The 16,041-nt window shown below is 34.9% G+C and carries 15 protein-coding genes; 3 read left to right on the forward strand and 12 right to left on the reverse strand.

Annotation, left to right across the window (positions count from 1 at the left end; genetic code table 11):
* Window positions 1–32: 32 nt before the first annotated feature.
* On the reverse strand, window positions 33–1,355 hold the full coding sequence (locus tag KORDIASMS9_RS17385) for a right-handed parallel beta-helix repeat-containing protein (protein ID WP_114904061.1): 1,323 nt from the start codon (window positions 1,353–1,355) through the stop codon (window positions 33–35).
* A gap of 3 nt (window positions 1,356–1,358) precedes the next feature.
* Window positions 1,359–2,099: a CDP-alcohol phosphatidyltransferase family protein gene (locus KORDIASMS9_RS17390; protein ID WP_205318077.1), complete on the reverse strand. Its 741-nt coding sequence runs from the start codon at window positions 2,097–2,099 to the stop codon at window positions 1,359–1,361.
* A gap of 232 nt (window positions 2,100–2,331) precedes the next feature.
* Between KORDIASMS9_RS17390 and KORDIASMS9_RS17395 the strand changes: the two genes are divergently transcribed.
* Both KORDIASMS9_RS17395 and KORDIASMS9_RS17400 read left to right on the forward strand, forming a co-directional pair.
* Window positions 2,332–3,306, forward strand: a complete 975-nt coding sequence (locus KORDIASMS9_RS17395) for a PorV/PorQ family protein (RefSeq protein ID WP_205318078.1) — start codon at window positions 2,332–2,334, stop codon at window positions 3,304–3,306.
* Between the two features lie 98 nt (window positions 3,307–3,404).
* Window positions 3,405–4,622: a DUF4105 domain-containing protein gene (locus KORDIASMS9_RS17400; protein WP_114904064.1), complete on the forward strand. Its 1,218-nt coding sequence runs from the start codon at window positions 3,405–3,407 to the stop codon at window positions 4,620–4,622.
* Window positions 4,623–4,627: 5 nt separating this feature from the next.
* On the opposite strand, the gene KORDIASMS9_RS17405 is transcribed toward KORDIASMS9_RS17400, so the two are convergent.
* From KORDIASMS9_RS17405 to KORDIASMS9_RS17415, 3 genes are all read right to left on the reverse strand, one after another.
* The gene (locus tag KORDIASMS9_RS17405; RefSeq protein ID WP_114904065.1) at window positions 4,628–4,813 is read right to left on the reverse strand and encodes a hypothetical protein; all 186 of its coding nucleotides are present in this window, start codon (window positions 4,811–4,813) and stop codon (window positions 4,628–4,630) included.
* 294 nt (window positions 4,814–5,107) lie between these two features.
* Window positions 5,108–6,502 (reverse strand): sugar transferase, encoded by a 1,395-nt coding sequence (locus tag KORDIASMS9_RS17410; RefSeq protein WP_114904066.1) that lies wholly within the window; start codon window positions 6,500–6,502, stop codon window positions 5,108–5,110.
* A gap of 9 nt (window positions 6,503–6,511) precedes the next feature.
* Entirely contained in the window at window positions 6,512–7,792 is a 1,281-nt protein-coding gene (locus KORDIASMS9_RS17415; RefSeq protein ID WP_240321077.1) for a phenylacetate--CoA ligase family protein, read from the reverse strand.
* A gap of 158 nt (window positions 7,793–7,950) precedes the next feature.
* On the opposite strand from KORDIASMS9_RS17415, the gene KORDIASMS9_RS17420 reads away from it, so the two are divergent.
* Window positions 7,951–8,829, forward strand: coding sequence for a methyltransferase domain-containing protein (locus KORDIASMS9_RS17420; protein WP_114904068.1), 879 nt, complete (start codon window positions 7,951–7,953; stop codon window positions 8,827–8,829).
* 26 nt (window positions 8,830–8,855) lie between these two features.
* On the opposite strand, the gene KORDIASMS9_RS17425 is transcribed toward KORDIASMS9_RS17420, so the two are convergent.
* The 7 genes from KORDIASMS9_RS17425 to KORDIASMS9_RS17455 all read right to left on the reverse strand — a co-directional run bounded on the left by KORDIASMS9_RS17425 (window position 8,856) and on the right by KORDIASMS9_RS17455 (window position 16,030).
* Entirely contained in the window at window positions 8,856–9,302 is a 447-nt protein-coding gene (locus KORDIASMS9_RS17425; RefSeq protein ID WP_162820020.1) for a hypothetical protein, read from the reverse strand.
* A 78-nt stretch (window positions 9,303–9,380) separates the two neighbouring features.
* A complete protein-coding gene (locus tag KORDIASMS9_RS17430) occupies window positions 9,381–10,388 on the reverse strand; it encodes a glycosyltransferase family 4 protein (protein WP_114904070.1) in 1,008 nt (335 codons plus the stop codon).
* Window positions 10,385–11,065, reverse strand: coding sequence for a bifunctional 2-polyprenyl-6-hydroxyphenol methylase/3-demethylubiquinol 3-O-methyltransferase UbiG (locus KORDIASMS9_RS17435; protein ID WP_114904071.1), 681 nt, complete (start codon window positions 11,063–11,065; stop codon window positions 10,385–10,387). Before KORDIASMS9_RS17435 ends, KORDIASMS9_RS17430 begins: the two co-directional genes overlap by 4 nt.
* Window positions 11,066–11,103: 38 nt before the next feature.
* Window positions 11,104–12,696, reverse strand: a complete 1,593-nt coding sequence (locus KORDIASMS9_RS17440) for a hypothetical protein (RefSeq protein WP_114904072.1) — start codon at window positions 12,694–12,696, stop codon at window positions 11,104–11,106.
* Window positions 12,693–13,649: a glycosyltransferase family 2 protein gene (locus tag KORDIASMS9_RS17445; protein ID WP_114904073.1), complete on the reverse strand. Its 957-nt coding sequence runs from the start codon at window positions 13,647–13,649 to the stop codon at window positions 12,693–12,695. Before KORDIASMS9_RS17445 ends, KORDIASMS9_RS17440 begins: the two co-directional genes overlap by 4 nt.
* Window positions 13,646–14,962, reverse strand: coding sequence for an O-antigen ligase family protein (locus tag KORDIASMS9_RS17450; protein WP_114904074.1), 1,317 nt, complete (start codon window positions 14,960–14,962; stop codon window positions 13,646–13,648). Before KORDIASMS9_RS17450 ends, KORDIASMS9_RS17445 begins: the two co-directional genes overlap by 4 nt.
* Window positions 14,963–16,030 (reverse strand): glycosyltransferase, encoded by a 1,068-nt coding sequence (locus KORDIASMS9_RS17455; RefSeq protein WP_114904075.1) that lies wholly within the window; start codon window positions 16,028–16,030, stop codon window positions 14,963–14,965.
* Window positions 16,031–16,041 lie beyond the last annotated feature (11 nt).

Raw genomic sequence — 16,041 nt, forward strand, 5'->3', positions numbered from 1 at the left:
TTTGGTTTTATCTATTTTGAAGCCTACAAAAATTAAAAAAACTGCGTATCATCAGCTTCATTAAAAACAGCTCCAAATACTTGATCGCTACTTTGGTTGTTGCCCACTTTTATATTGCTTGGGTAATGTTTTATTTTATTTTTATAAGTATACTTAATAACAACACCATATTGTTGTGTTACTTTCGGTAGTGATGGCAAATGGTAAAATACGTTGTTCTCTACAAAAATATCACGACTTCCATATTCTATTCGTATGCCACCATACGGCGTGTTTTGATAAATACCATCTCTGGTTTGTTCGTTGCTCCCACATTTATTATGCAAAACATGTATTGCGGTAGAACCTGCAAATCCGATACCACAAGAATTATTTTCTTCAGCAGTATTGTGACTGACTTCTCCGTGATGACAACGTTCAAAAGCAAAACCTAAATCGCCCGAACCAATGGCAACGTTTTTAGTACACAAAAAGTTTTTAGTGTCTTTGATGGCAAATAAATCTGCAGAACCACCATTAAAAAAGCCCAATCTAGGACCTTCTATTCGATTTTGAACAATCCGTACATCGCAATGAAAGTTAGATTTTCCACCATGTAAACTTGCCTTGTAATCTTTGTCGCCACATGTCAAATAAATACCACTGGCACTGTCTGGGCGTCCTTTTGGTTTTCCATTGGCTTGAATGACTGATTTTTTTGCTTGTACGGTTATATGATTATCTTGTATGCTAACATCGTCACAGTATTCAGGTTTTTTAGTATCAACAGTTCCCGTAAGGCGAATGGCATTGTTAAGCATGCTGTCTGTAAAAATATTATCGTGAATGGTTATAGTAGAGTTTCGTCTCCAAAGACCAATTCCGATATAACTATCTTCAAAAAGGCAGTTTTTTACCGTAATTCCATTTGTTTTTTGCACACGAACTGCACAAGCACCTTTTTTGTTGATTCCTTTAAATTCACAGTTTTCGATGGATATTTGTGAGTTTTCTAGCGCTTCTTTGCCGTAACCATTTATTAAAATTGCCGCTACTGCCGGACTTTGGTGTTGTGTGTCAAATGCAATATTAGAAATGGTAACATTGGAAATTTTGTTCCCTAAAAAAAGATATTTTGTTTCTTCATTTGCTGCATTATAATACTTTATTCGTGCTTTTCCACTTGCCGTAGTGATATGTATGTTGCTCGGTAAGTTTAATGCTTCCGAAATACACACAAACGCATTTTTAGGAAATTCTACAGTGCCGCCGCCATTGTTGGCAATAGTTTCAAAAGCAGCTTTTAACGCTTTCGTATCATCATGCGTTCCATCTGCGGAAGCGTTATAAGGCGAACTCGTAATATCAATCAGCATATTTTATTTTTTAAATAAAGAAATTACTACGTATAAAATAATGATTACAGGAATGCCAGCGAATTGAAGAAAAACCAAAAGCAATGCACTAATGAGTAAAAAAATATATTTTACGGCGTTGTTTTTAAAACTCCAATCTTTAAATTTTAACGCAAAAAGCGGAATTTTGGCGTTTAGTAAATACGCACTCACAATGGTGATGACAATGAGAAACCATTTGTTGAGAATGATATCGTTTATGGTTGTATTTCCTTGATAGGCTAATATTAATGGAAAAGAAATAATCAACAAGGTATTCGCTGGTGTTGGCAGTCCGATAAAAGATGACGCTTGGTTTTCGTCAATGTTGAATTTTGCCAAACGATACGCAGACGCCAAAGTTATGACAAGTCCGAAAAGTGGCAACAAATGCACTTCATTTTCCAACCAATGCCACGTGTCTGACCACGAATGTCCATTGTTCACTTCTTCATGAATGTTTAAAGCTCGGTTGAATAACTGATACATGACAATTCCAGGAACAACACCACTGGTAATCATATCTGCAAGCGAATCTAACTGTAAACCAAATTCGCTTTGCACATTTAACAATCTGGCTGCTAAACCGTCAAAAAAATCAAAAAAGATTCCTAAAAACACAAAAAGTGCCGCCGCTTCTAATTGATTTTTCACTGCAAAAATTACTGCCAAACATCCGCAAAATAAATTCAACAATGTAATAAAATTTGGAATGTGTTTTTTGATGTTCATCGAGTTGATTTTTTGTAAAAATAAATAAACTTTGCAAACTCTATAGCGCAGATGAAAAAATGTTAAGGATTTCCATACAATATCTACGTATTTTTTGAGTTTATTAGGGTATAAAATTGCATATTTGTAAAAAATTTATTTTTTGAAAAAGTCACTTATACTCCTCTTTATAATAGTTGCCCATGTTGCTCACGGACAATCTGTTGCTAAATATTCGAATGAATTTATGAATATTGGTGTAGATGCTGCTGCGTTTGGAATGGGAAATGCCGTAGTCGCAAACATTGATGATGTGAATGCTGGATATTGGAATCCTGCAGGATTGGTAGAATTGGAAGACAAACAATTGGCATTAATGCACTCTAGCTATTTTGCCAATATTGCATTGTATGATTATGCTGCGTTTGCCATGCCAATTGATGACAGAAGCGCTTGGGGAATTTCTTTAATCCGCTTTGGAGTGGATGACATCTTAAACACAACCGAGTTAATTGATGCACAAGGAAATATAGATTTTAATAGAATCAGTCTCTTCTCTGCGGCAGATTACGGAGTTACGTTTTCGTATGCACGTAGATTGCCCGTACAAGGATTAAATTATGGTGTAAATGCCAAAGTAATTCGTAGAATTATTGGGGATTTTGCTTCTTCTTGGGGATTTGGGTTTGACTTCGGATTGCAGTTTAGACATAAAGATTGGAAGTTTGGGTTGATGGCGCGTGACATTACGACAACCTTCAATACGTGGAGCATTGATGAAGATTTGTTTGATGGTGTGAGCGATCAAATACCAACACAAGATTTGCCTGAAACCACCGAAATTACCATTCCGAAGTTACAATTTGGAGTGGCGCGTAGTTTTACCTTTAATTATGATTATACGCTTACCGCAGAAGTAGACATGATCATGCGTTTTGCAGAAACCAACGATATCATTTCTACAGGTTTTGCGAGTGTAACACCTGCGGTTGGATTGCAATTTGCCTATACAGATTTAGTATTTGTAAGAGCTGGCGTTGGAAATTTCCAAAATGAAAACAATTTTGGTTCTGAATCGTTAACGTTTCAACCCAACTTAGGAATTGGTTTTAAATACAAAGGAATTCAAATTGATTATGCGCTGACCGATATTGGCGATCAAAGTGCGGCTGTGTACTCAAATGTCTTTTCATTAAAAATTGATTGGAGTTTATTTCGTTAGTAGAATGCTCATTCATTCTCACACCAAAAATCTACTTTAACACAAAAATAACAAGCTTGTTGTTTCATCTCACAAATAAAAAGTAATATTTTTAACGGATGAAAAAACTCGTATTTCTTCTATTTTTTTTCTTGGGAATTGCCTTTGGACAACAAACTTCTCAAATTAAGCTTTCGTCAGAAGCGACTTTTTCAGTAATTACCTGCGGTCCTGGTTCAGAATTGTATTCTACCTTCGGACACAACGCGTTTCGCTTAAAAGATCCTGTATACAACTATGATGTGGTGTATAATTATGGAACGTTTGACTTTAATACGCCATTTTTCTACATCAAATTTGCGCGCGGAAAACTGCCATATCAATTGGGAAGAACGAGTTTTAAAAAGTTTGTATATGCATATAAATATGAAAAACGCTGGGTAAAAGAACAAGTGTTAAATTTAACACCTGAACAAAACAAAACACTTCTCGCCTTTTTAGAAGAAAATTACAAAGAAGAAAACCGATCGTACAAATATGATTTTTTCTATAACAATTGCGCGACGAAAATTAGAGAAATTATCACTAAAAATTTTGACGAAACTATTGTTTTTCCAGAAGATCACATTACAGCAGATAAAACCTTTCGCGATTTAATTTACGATTACGTTACCAAAAATTCTTGGTCTAGTTTCGGAATTGATATTGCTTTGGGTGCCGTTATCGACAGAGAAGCAACACCGTTGGAATATGAATTCCTGCCAGATTATGTGTTTGAAACGTTTAAACATGCAACATTAAAAGACGGTTCGCCATTGGTGACAGCCGTAAATGTCATCTTAGAAGAACCCAATAACAAACAAGATTCAAGTAGTTTTTTGTTGAGTCCGTATGTAATTTTCACGATTTTAATGTTGATTGTTCTTGTCATTACTGCATTCGATCTTAAAAACAAAAAACGCACGCGTTGGTTAGATGCTTTCCTCTTCCTATTTACAGGATTAGGCGGTATAATGATTTTGTTACTTTGGTTTGCCACTGATCATTCCATGACCGTATACAATTGGAATGTTTTATGGCTCATGCCGATCAATCTATTGTTTATTCGTAAATTCTTGCTAAAACGCAAAGAATGCAAAGATTTGTGGAAACATTCGGCAACACTGATCACTTTGATCATTATCATGCTATTTTTGTGGTTGCTTAACCTTCAGATATTTGCCTTTGCAGCAATTCCGTTATTAATTATGCTTTTGGTTCGCTATGCGTATGTGACGTATTATTTTTTGAACTGTAAAGAAAATAAAGACATATCTTTCATCGGATCAAAATCATAAACAAACTATTGCTGTTCCAAATCACATTCAGGTTGCAGCCCCGGAATTGTTTGACATCCTGGACATAAAGGAAGTGCTGATTTCGTTCGATTATGCACACTACTATCTTTGATGCCACCTTGTATTTGCGACATGAATGCAGCGATTGACTTCTTGTTCAAACGCAATTCTTTTAAATTTGATTTTTTCATGGTATAAAATTTTATGTACTTTAAAAATAAGCAATAAAATATACATTTGGTTAAGGGAAAACCGTAGAATAGTAATGAGTATTGAGATAGCAGAATTGAGATACAACTTCAAAGTACATCTCGTTAGCTCTATTGAGCGGAGTCGAAATACAATTTTTCTTCAATTTACTCGAAAAATCAAAATATGGTTATTGTAAGTTTTGTATTTATCAAGAAACAGATTGCCACACATTTTTTCAAAATGCTCGCAAAGACGTTTCATAGGTATCTAATAATCTAACAGTCTAAAAAAACCTATCGTCCCCGATAAAACAACACCGTACTCAACGTTTTGACAATAATGTTTAAATCTATAAAGAAACCGCGATGTTTTATATAATACAAGTCGTATTGAAGTTTGCGCAAACTGTCTTCTACAGAAGCACCGTAATCGGTTTTTACTTGCGCCCAACCTGTGACGCCAGGTTTTACAACGTGACGAATTTCATAAAAAGTTAAATCCTTAGAAAGCTGTTTTACAAATGCTGGACGTTCTGGACGTGGACCAATCATGCTCATTTCGCCTTTTAAGACGTTGATAAACTGTGGCACTTCATCCAAACGTGATTTTCGTAGAAATTTTCCAAATTTGGTAATACGAGCATCATTTTTTGTTGCCCAAACAGCACCATCTTTCTCAGCATTTACAACCATACTTCGAAGTTTGTAGATTTTAAACGGCACACCATTCTTCCCGACACGTTCTTGTGTGTATAATAATGGACCACGATTTCCAATCAAGTTTCCAATTAAAATAAAAGGAATAAAAATCAAGCTAACCAACAATCCCAATATGGCAGAAACAATATCAAAAAAGCGATGAAAGAACAAATACAATTTGTTTTGATTGCTTCGGCTGAACGGAAAATATTTGTAAAAATCCTTTGCGATGTATTGTACAGGCACGCGAAACGTCAATTCTTCATACACTTGAATGTATTCTTTGATTGGCAATCCAGTTTCCAACAATCTGATCAAACTGTCAAATAAAGCTTTGCTGAGTTCTTCACGCGGATTACTCGCAATAATGATCTCGGAAACGTATTTTTCTTGCGTCACGACACCTAAATCCAAATTGGTAATTTCTTCTAAATCATCTAAAGAAATATCACTTTTTTGTGCGGGATTGGAGTTGATATATCCAACAATTTTAAAGTACTTGGTGTTTCTATTAATTGCATCGGACATGATTTTAATTTCCTCCGTATTCCCAATAATAAGAATATTTTTGAAGAATCTTGGTGACGAAATAAAGAAGATATACGCACAACGCCACAAAAAGATCGAAACCGAAATCGCCAAGAAAAAATAGAGAATTTGCAAACGATTTTCTGGCAATTCTGGCGTTAAAAATGGCGTTAACAAATAACATAAAACCGTAATAGAAACCGAGAGAATAATCCCTTGAAACGTACTGTCATAGCGACTTGACTTCTGCAAATCGTACAACTCTAAAATAGTGGAAAATAACACATAATATACAATCAACACAAGACTCCATGACCATCGTTCTTGGGTAAATCTGAAATAATCAAAATCGAACACATTGGAAACTACATACAACCCAAAAAGTAATGTCAAGACATCGACAATACGTAAAAGGAGCTTACGTTCCGAAATTTCGAAATGCATATTTGAAGTTGATGCCATAACTTGATCCTAAAGATAAGAGATAAAACTTTTTGTTTTTTGCGTCCCGACTTTCTTTGTTACATTTGGGCAAATAGTGTAGATGATATCATCGGCAAAATAACTATGAATCTCTTGTCTTAGCTTTTGTTCATTTGTATTGGTTAAGTTTTCTTCGAGGTTAAATATAAGAATTCCTTTTTCTTTTTGTATAATTTGATACGTAAGTTTTATGTTATGTTTACTCGACAAGTTTTTAAAAATGTAATAAAAATACAAACTTGGGTAAATTTCCTGCTTTCCGTAGACGTTCTCTCCTATTCTTCCAGTCACTTCTTCCAAAATGTAATGCGCTTTTCCACATGTGCAAATTTTATTTTTGGAAGCCAACTGAATGTAATCTCCTAATTGGTAGCGAATTATCGGAAAGGTTTTCATTTGCAAATTCGTAACTACAATCTGATTTTCTATGGCTTCCACAATCACACCTTCCATATTGATGTGCATGTTTCCTTCCGTACATTCAAATGCAATAATTCCCGTTTCGGCAGCACCATATTCACTAATAATTGGCACACCAAAAGCCTTTTTAATTTCTTCTTTATAACTGTCGTAAATCTTCTCTGAAGTTCCTTTCACCATTTTTAGATGTCTGGGTTTGGGAAGATTTTTGTCGTTGATCAATTTGGCAGATTGGTAAATCATAGAAGAATAGCCGTGAATATAACGTGCTTTTTGTAACTTTTTTACGAATTTCTGAAAAGCTTTTTCTTTATAATCAAACACACGAAAACGATTTTGAAGCGCATCTAACAATTTGATTTTAAATCGTTTAATCGGTGAAAAATCAAATCCCCAAAAATACCCATTGCGTTCCCACGGTTGTACATTGTGCCACGAATATCCTCTAAAAATAGAAGCTCTATTAAAAGAATCGGCAGGTTCTTCACGTTGATACACTAACGGATCGCCCGAAGAACCTGAAGTGGTGGCCGTAAATGTTTTTTTAAAATCGTAGTTGGTGTGAATTTTTTCAGTGTAATCTAATACATCTTGCTTTGATAATAACGGCAACTGCTGCATGTCTGACAAATTGGAAAATGATTCTACGTCAATAGCTGCAAACTTTTCTTTATAATAGTCAGAATGTGCTTTCGCGAAGGAAACCAGTGCTTTTAATTGTTGCAATTGATACGCTTCCAATTCGTTAATAGACCATTTTTCAGACTGTTTTAAAAACGCAAACCATGTCCGTATGGAAGGATTCCGGAAGCGTTCGCCCAATTGAAAAATAAGTTTATACAACATCATTTATATGCTAATCAATGGCGAAATGTACCATAAAAATTGGGGATTTCCAATCAATTTACAGACAAGTGAAGTTTCGCATTTAAAATTACCGAATACCCGCAAAGAGTTGAAAATAATCAGTTTTTATTTGTTATTTTGCAAACGAATCCATTGTGAGTATGAATCATAAAACCAAATCTTTAATTTTTAAGTCGCTTGATGTCTTGCCCAATTCTTTAGGCTACGGAATTTATCACCAATTGCAGAAGTTTCTCAACAGAAACAGTGTCAATTTTAAAATAAAAACCAACGATCGCTCGTTTAAAGAAGCCTTACAAATTCTGAAAAAGCAAGATATTGACTTGACAGACAAAACCATTTTGGAATTGGGTTCTGGTTGGGCGCCCATCATTCCGTACTTTTTCACACATTTTGCAAATGCAGCTCGCGTAGTAACCTATGACATCAACGAACATTACGACGCAAAAACGATTGATAAACTCAATGCTTTTTATAAGGAAAATTATCAAATCGAAATCAATGCAACACAAGGAAAATACAGACTTCCAAAGAATATTACCTATTATCCAAAAACAAATTTGGCAGACAAATCTATTAAACTCAACGAACAAGTTGATTTGGTATTTTCACGATTCGTTTTAGAACACATCCCAACAGAAGATTTATTGAAAATTCATCAAAGTTTTGCGAAGATTCTACCGAAATCAGCTTACATTCTACACATGATTTCACCAAGTGATCACCGAGCATACACAGACAAATCACTTTCCTATTACGACTTTTTAAAATACAGCAAAGCGGAATGGAAAAAACAACATACCAAATTTGATTATCACAATCGTTTGCGCTTGCCAGATTATATAAATATCTTTAAAGAAGCTGGATATGAAATCGTTTCGTTAGATTATGATACCTGCGAAAAAGACTCTGAAAAGTATCAAAAATTCAAAGAACTCACACTTCATAAAGATTATGAAAGCTATACTGAAGAAGAATTATTAGCAGGAAGCATCAATGTGTTATTGAAATTAGCTTGATTTATAGATATTCAAGATTCATTCAATCATTTTTTTTTGACTATTAAAGAAATCCAATACGCTAACAACGTTCCTATTGTTCCTATGACAATTCCGTACGTAAAACGCCAAAACAGGCGCATCGCTTCTTGACCACCTTGAAATTCTTCCTTTTCGGTAAATGTAAACGAAATATTTCCTGCTAATAAATATGAAATTGGAACCCACAAAATGGCGAGTACTGTAATAGTTTTTAAAATGACTGAAAGTATTTTATAAATTCTTCTTGATGGTTTTCTCATTTCGCGTGCGCCTAAAAATAGTGTCATTGGCAAAGAAAAGAGTCCAATCCAAGTAATAAAAGTTCCTAAAGGAACAGAATTAGTACTGTCTAAAGCCGTCGTGAGTATGGAAGAACCTGTTACCAACAATAACAAACTTCCTAAAGTTAACGCTAGTGCTGTGAAAAAATATATTTTTCTTTTGTTCATCATTCTAATTCTTTAGTACAGTTATCAAATTCACAAATAGTAATCTTCAAATCGAACAAATCGAAAATCTACTAGCGTATATCAAAAATCTAGAAGCGTTTTCCATTGTTTTTGAACCGTTTCCCAATCAAAGGATTCTGCTTTTTTACGTGCGTTTTGTATCAACTGTTGCACCAATTCTGGAGAATTGATCAATGTTTCAATAGCAAAAATCAAGTCATCTTTTGAATTCGGATTGACCAAAATTCCCTCTTTTCCATCCTGAATTAAATACGGAATTCCACCGACATTTGTAGACACAATCGGCATTCCCAATGCCATGGCTTCTATGAGACTTACAGGTGTATTGTCAAAATTTGTCGTGTTGATAAAAATATCAAACTCCGTAGAAAGCGCAATCCATTCGTGCTTGGTAAGCTTTCCTGTAAATTGTACATCCACATTTAATTCATTAGCTAATTGTTGTGTCTTTTCGAAAGAATTGTCTTTTTTCGGTCCCACCATACACAAGGAAGCGGCTATTCCGTGTTGTTTCAAACCGTGCAATACTTCCACCGCTAATTGCGGATGGTATATTTCGGCAAACGAACGTACCCATAACAACTTCGCTCCTAGTGTTGAGCGCTCTTTAAAAGGATATGCTTTCAGTTCTACATTGTTAGGAATATGTTTCAAATTAGAATATCCATACCGCTCAAACACTGTTTTTAAAAACAACGAAGGCGAAATATTTACATGTGCATTCTTAAAAATGACATCACTTTTAGCTTTGCTGTTTTTCAAACGTTCTTCTAAATTTCCACCATGCAGAATTGGTATATACTTTATTTTCAGAAAAATACACAGCTTGCTCACATAATATGCATACAGAAAATTTGTGGTGCTATACGTATCAATCAACACGTATTGAAGCTTTTTTCTGTGTTTAAAAACTGTCCAAAGCATGTCCAGCAATCGCAAGATTTTATGTTGCTTGTTGGAAGTCAAACGAACATCAAAACCTTCTTTTTGGAGCAATTTCCCCAAGGTTTCAATAGTGGTTGCCGTTTTACCGTGACCAGAAATGATATTTCCAACATAGACAATCATGCTTTTTTATGCGCTACAAAAACATCAAACAATGGTAAAATAGGCAAGATTTTCGCCAAACTCTTCACTTCATACGTTTCACTCACAATCTTACGAATCGACTGAATTTCAGAATCGTGGTAATCGCCTGTAAAATCTTGTCCAGCTATCTTTCTTCCGAGTTTATACAAGAAATTCTCCGTTGGTCCAGAAATGATTACTTCTCCTCCATTTTTTAGCAAACTTAAAAATTTTGCCATGTATTTTCGCAATTGTGCATCGTTCATATGTTCCAACACATCTAGGGCAATTACCGCATCAAAGGTATTTTCTTCTAAATCTTTATCAAACAAATCGCCTTCCATAAACGTTATCGAATCTGGATAGTTGATGTTTTCTTTGAGTAAGTTTACAGGTCGTAAATCCAAATCCAAACCGATAACTTCATGTGAATTTGATGCCAATTCATACGACATTACACCAGTTCCGCAGCCAAAATCTAAAACTTTGAGCGAACCTTTATTTTTTTGTTGCAAATACTTCGCCGCTACTTTGAGTCGTTTCCAAAAAATATAATCAATCAATGGGTTTTTATGTGCATATGCAGGCAACGCCGCTTCTGAAAGCACTTCGTCGGTTCCTTGCGCTTTGAGTCTTTTGGTGATTTCTGTTTTAAAAAGTTTCTTTGTTGCTTTCATGATGTGTTAATTCAGGCAAAAATTAAGGGCAATTTCAGTTATTTATTTACTTCATACAAACGCCATTTCCCTTTTTTCATGATGGTTTTAAATTCGGGTAAATCTATATAAATTAAAACATAATCCACACCATAATCACGTAAAAATTGATTGGAAGCTTTACCTGATAATTTTTTGAATGCTTTATAATCTGTATACCATTCTAAAAATCGTTTCGGATTTCCTTCAATCAGCATATTTGCACCTTTGCTATCCAATACTACAGAGCGTTGTCCGCCAGAACGCCCAACATCAGGAGCAAATAATAGTGCATCTTTTGGCAATTCATTCCGAATAAATGTCAATATTTCATACAAACCCTCATTTTCAGCTCCGCTTTGTATGTTTCCTAGCGAAAGTGAATTTGGCAACACACGACGAATTAAATCATTTGAAACGAATGGTATGTTATCAAATGTGGAGTGTTTTGCGAGTACGAGTACGAGCAGAAAACTTCCAGCTATCATTGGAAAAATACGTTTAAATTGCTGATTTCTATATAAAATATCTATGCTGAAAAGTATCGAAAAGAATGCTGCTAAAATCAACAACTTCTGCATGCGAACCAACTGAAAAGACATTCTAATATTCACTTCGAAAAGCTTGTTGAGCATAGCTTCTGCAAAAGCGGCTGCATTTGGCAGCAAAAACAGTAAAGTGCTAATAATCAGCATGTATTTCATTCGCCGCTTATCTTTTTGAATGCCTTTTCGATACGCTAATACGACAAAAGCAATCACAGCCAATCCATAAATGAAAAATTTTGGTTTTAGCCATTCTTTCCAAAAAGTGGTCGGATCTGTAAAATATATTGGATACTTTGCTGCAAAAGCTTCTTTGTAAAGAGTGAGATCATAATCTGCTTTTACAGAAATAGTGTTGGTGTAATTGATAAAAAACGGAAGCATTCCTAGAAAAATAAAGAAAACACAAAGCAGGTTTTTGGAATTGAAAATAGCCAAAAAACGGTTTTTTTCTAGATATGAATGTGTCATAAGATATCCCAAAAAGATTAAAATTCCACTCAATCCAGTAATTGGATGGAAATTTAATAAGAATCCTATGGTGAAAGCTGCTAGGAATAGTTTTAATTTCTTTGTAAAATTTACAAATAGAAACGGAAGTGGCAATAAGGCATAGTATACTACGCGTGGCATCATAGACCACAAATCTGAAATGCCCCAGTATTCTAATCCTGGAAGCCAAATTGTTCCTCTGAGTAATAAGGATACTACTAAGGAAGCCCAAAAGTTATTGGTTATTTTGAATAATAAAAAATACAATAATAGCCCAAATAAAATATGACAAATAAACGTAAGAATATTTAGCGCTTGCACATAATCACCGTCTGTAAATTTTGCCAAAAAACGCAAGGTTTCTACATAAAACGGCGTATAATATTTTACATTCTCCAAGTCATTGGCAAACGTATCATGCGGAAACATTGTTGGATCATCCATTTTCAAACAAATCGGGATGATGTTGTGTAAATCAGAACTTAAATGTGTTTCATTCGCAGAAAGATTCCCAAAATAATACCCAAAAGCAATACACAAATTTAGTACAATGACAAAAATATGTTTTCGGTTCATGATACAGATTTTGGAGCTTTTAAGATGTCAAACTGTATGGCTTGTAAGAGCAATTGGAAACCAAGAATCAGCGAAACTGTAATCAACATAATCGTTCCTGTTGGCGTTAATTCTCCTAAATTGTAATAATACACCCAATTGTATATTCCGAAGACGACACCAAAGAGAAACATCGGTAAACCGAATAATAAATATATCGAAGCAATATTAAAATCGTAAATAAAATAGCTTTTTAAGATGCGTTTCCAAAAGGTTTTTGTCAATTTAGGAATGAAAATAAACGGAATTTTCCAAACGCTCATACTCGATTTTTCATCGCCGTAATGCGCGGGCATTGGCACATCTTTGATTCTTGCTTCATGAAAATACAATTCTGCAATCAGCGAAGATTCAAAGTAATAATCGCGGTGAATGTTTTTAAAGTCGAGCTTTTTCAACAATTCCACTTTTACGGCAAAAAAACCGTTCGTCGGATCAAAATTATTCCAATAACCAGAAGCTGCTTTCACTAGGAACGACAAGCCTAAATTTCCCACTTTGCGCACAAACGGCATTTGTCGCAATGCTTTAAAATCTTTAAAACGATTTCCTTTGGCGTATTCTGCTTTTTTAGCAATCAAAGGTTCCAATAAATTGGGGATAAATTTGCTATCCATTTGATCGTCGGCATCGACTTTAATCACATACTCCAATTCGAGCTCAATCGCTTTTAAAAAACCATTTTTAGTAGCGCCACCAACACCTGAATTCTTTTCGTTTCGTACAATCACAATCCGATCGCCTTGTGCTGCTTTCGTTACCAATGCTTCCGGAATGGGTTCTTTACCGCAATCGTCCACAATAATAATTTTGCTTATATAATCTGGCAATTTTCGCACTACATTTTCAATATGTTTTGCGGCGTTATAATACGGAATAACGACTCCAATAATATGTTCAGCAAAGTGTGTCATATCTTTTTGTAATATCGAGGGCTTAATAAAGTTGCTGTTGCAAATAAAAACAAGCCCAATATAGCAAAAACAGGTCGGTAAACATACAATTGTTCTCCAAATAATAAAGTGACCATCATCGCAAATACGAGTCCTCTAAGCGAGATTCCCAAAAATTTGAACCGTATAAAACGTATAGCAAAGTAACTCAACAACCAACGTACGTAAAAGAATAATCCGAGCAAACCAACTTCATTGATAAGGGTTAAGTAGATATTATGTGCCGAATAACCGACCAAAATAAAGTTGTTAAATCCTGAACCAAAAGGAACTACGTAGACATTCTCCAGTAAATAATCAATGTATCTTAATGATAAGTTTTTCCGTCCCGAACCCAAATCTTCATACAATTGGTCTACATCTCCTTCGGCGATCAACGACGGATCTGAAATTTTATTCACCACTCTACCTTCAAAAACATTGGTAACCATCGAAAATATTTCTGAATCATAACTAACGAGTCCAAAAATGACAATTCCCATCACAATAGATATATAGATAAATTTTCCCGTGGAACGCACAGCCAAATACAATAAAAAGACTAAAATGCCTAAATAACTAGTCCTAGAACCACTTAAACCCAATCCGATCAATGCAAAAACAATTCCCGCAATCAACAGAATTTTATTAATTCGCAATCCTTTTTGAAGAAATAACCCCACAAATGTAATCGCAGAAATCATCGTCACCATTCCTAACACAATCTTGTTGGGTCCTAAGATTCCTGATAAAAATCCTCCATAAGCTCTTCTATCCAATTCGCTCCATAAATACGCAACGGCTCCAAAATGCTGCATCAACACAATGACAGTAGCAACAATAATTAAAATAATATGTGCATAAATAAAAAATCGCAAGATTTTCACATTACGCATCAATATTAAAAAAAACAATGACGAAAAATAAAAAGTCAAAAAGTGATACATGAACAATGTTGTCCGCAAAATCCAAGTCAATCTTCCGTTCAAATAACTGATGAAAAACGTGAAAATCATCATAAACATACACCATTTCATGAAAATCCACAGGTAATTGGTAAACTTTTGTTGTTGTATAAACCAAAGCAATACACTTTTATATTGGAAGCTTAAAAATAAAATGAGCAGTCCTAAAAAGTCATACAAACGCAATTCGTTATTTCCCGTAATGCTATAGTTAAAAACGGCCAAATTGTAGAAATAGGAAAACAGCACGGCTAGCATAGTAAACTTGAGGAAATTTGATTTCCCGAGCTCTTCTATGCGCTTTTCCATGTATGCTACTCGTGTTGCCATTTACAAGGTATTGTAAAAATCGATTAACTGCTGTATAATTGCTTTTTGTGAAAAATTTTCTTGGATATGTGTGTATAAATTTTCCGCTTTCGCGAGACGTTCGTTTGGATGTTCCATTAAAAAGTGAAGTTTTTCCGCCAATAACACTTCATTTTCTGAAGCCACAAGATAGCCTTTCGTTTCGTCGGAAACAACTCGGTTGCATTCGCCAACATCGGTGGCAATAACGGCTAATTTATGCAATCCATATTCGAGAAGCGAAATCGGCAAACCTTCTGATTTTGAAGACAATACTCCAATGTTACATTGATTCAAAATATGCGAAACATCTTCCCTACTTCCATACATAAATATACAATTGCTCAACTCGTGATCGTGAATAAACAATTTCAATCGTCTCGAATAATCATCTTCAAAATCTTTTCCTACCAAATGCAGCGTCCAACCATCTTTCACAACCATTTCAAAGGCTTGCAACAAATTAAAATGATCTTTCTGCGGGCGTAAATTCGCCAAACATACCATGCGTTTACCGTCCATTCCATGCAGTTTTGTGCTTGCTTTGACCGTTTCGCTTTTCACAGCAAAATTTGGCAAATACACAATAGTAGAAACGGCTAAATTCTGTGCTGCCCAATCTTTCAATCGCTGATTTACGGAAATCACGCCATTCATTGCATACGAAGCCATTTTAATCATAAACGCGTTTCGATCTGACAAAAACTCACTGTTTCCATAATGATCATGCCAGACCATTTTAAATTTCGGATACAGCATTTTCGTCAAAAACACAATAAAAAACGAAGTTGCATGTGCATGTACAATGTTGATTTCGTTTTCTTTAATAAATGCTTTCAATCGCTTTACGGCTGCAAAATCAAACCTACGCTTCCGATTCAAAAACAAATACCCAACTTCTTTCGAAACCTGATTCTTCAACACGCCTTCTTTCCGCGTCGTACACAAAAAAGAAGCATCTACTTCTGTCACCAATGCATTCGCATACGTTACCGCAAGCTTTTCAGCACCGCCAGTTTCGAGTGTATCTATAACTTGAAGGGTTTTCATTTTGTTAGGCT

It is taken from the genome of Kordia sp. SMS9, from assembly GCF_003352465.1.
Classification (GTDB): domain Bacteria; phylum Bacteroidota; class Bacteroidia; order Flavobacteriales; family Flavobacteriaceae; genus Kordia.

Bases quoted from the DNA above. Each gene is read 5' to 3' on its own strand.
- KORDIASMS9_RS17400 (WP_114904064.1), top strand. From the start codon at position 3,405: ATGAAAAAACTCGTATTTCTTCTATTTTTTTTCTTGGGAATTGCCTTT.
- KORDIASMS9_RS17385 (WP_114904061.1), bottom strand. From the start codon at position 1,355: ATGCTGATTGATATTACGAGTTCGCCTTATAACGCTTCCGCAGATGGA.
- KORDIASMS9_RS17455 (WP_114904075.1), bottom strand. From the start codon at position 16,030: ATGAAAACCCTTCAAGTTATAGATACACTCGAAACTGGCGGTGCTGAA.
- KORDIASMS9_RS17430 (WP_114904070.1), bottom strand. From the start codon at position 10,388: ATGATTGTCTATGTTGGAAATATCATTTCTGGTCACGGTAAAACGGCA.
- KORDIASMS9_RS17405 (WP_114904065.1), bottom strand. From the start codon at position 4,813: ATGAAAAAATCAAATTTAAAAGAATTGCGTTTGAACAAGAAGTCAATC.
- KORDIASMS9_RS17395 (WP_205318078.1), top strand. From the start codon at position 2,332: ATGAATATTGGTGTAGATGCTGCTGCGTTTGGAATGGGAAATGCCGTA.
- KORDIASMS9_RS17420 (WP_114904068.1), top strand. From the start codon at position 7,951: ATGAATCATAAAACCAAATCTTTAATTTTTAAGTCGCTTGATGTCTTG.
- KORDIASMS9_RS17450 (WP_114904074.1), bottom strand. From the start codon at position 14,962: ATGGCAACACGAGTAGCATACATGGAAAAGCGCATAGAAGAGCTCGGG.
- KORDIASMS9_RS17445 (WP_114904073.1), bottom strand. From the start codon at position 13,649: ATGACACACTTTGCTGAACATATTATTGGAGTCGTTATTCCGTATTAT.
- KORDIASMS9_RS17425 (WP_162820020.1), bottom strand. From the start codon at position 9,302: ATGATGAACAAAAGAAAAATATATTTTTTCACAGCACTAGCGTTAACT.
- KORDIASMS9_RS17415 (WP_240321077.1), bottom strand. From the start codon at position 7,792: ATGATGTTGTATAAACTTATTTTTCAATTGGGCGAACGCTTCCGGAAT.
- KORDIASMS9_RS17410 (WP_114904066.1), bottom strand. From the start codon at position 6,502: ATGGCATCAACTTCAAATATGCATTTCGAAATTTCGGAACGTAAGCTC.
- KORDIASMS9_RS17440 (WP_114904072.1), bottom strand. From the start codon at position 12,696: ATGAACCGAAAACATATTTTTGTCATTGTACTAAATTTGTGTATTGCT.
- KORDIASMS9_RS17435 (WP_114904071.1), bottom strand. From the start codon at position 11,065: ATGAAAGCAACAAAGAAACTTTTTAAAACAGAAATCACCAAAAGACTC.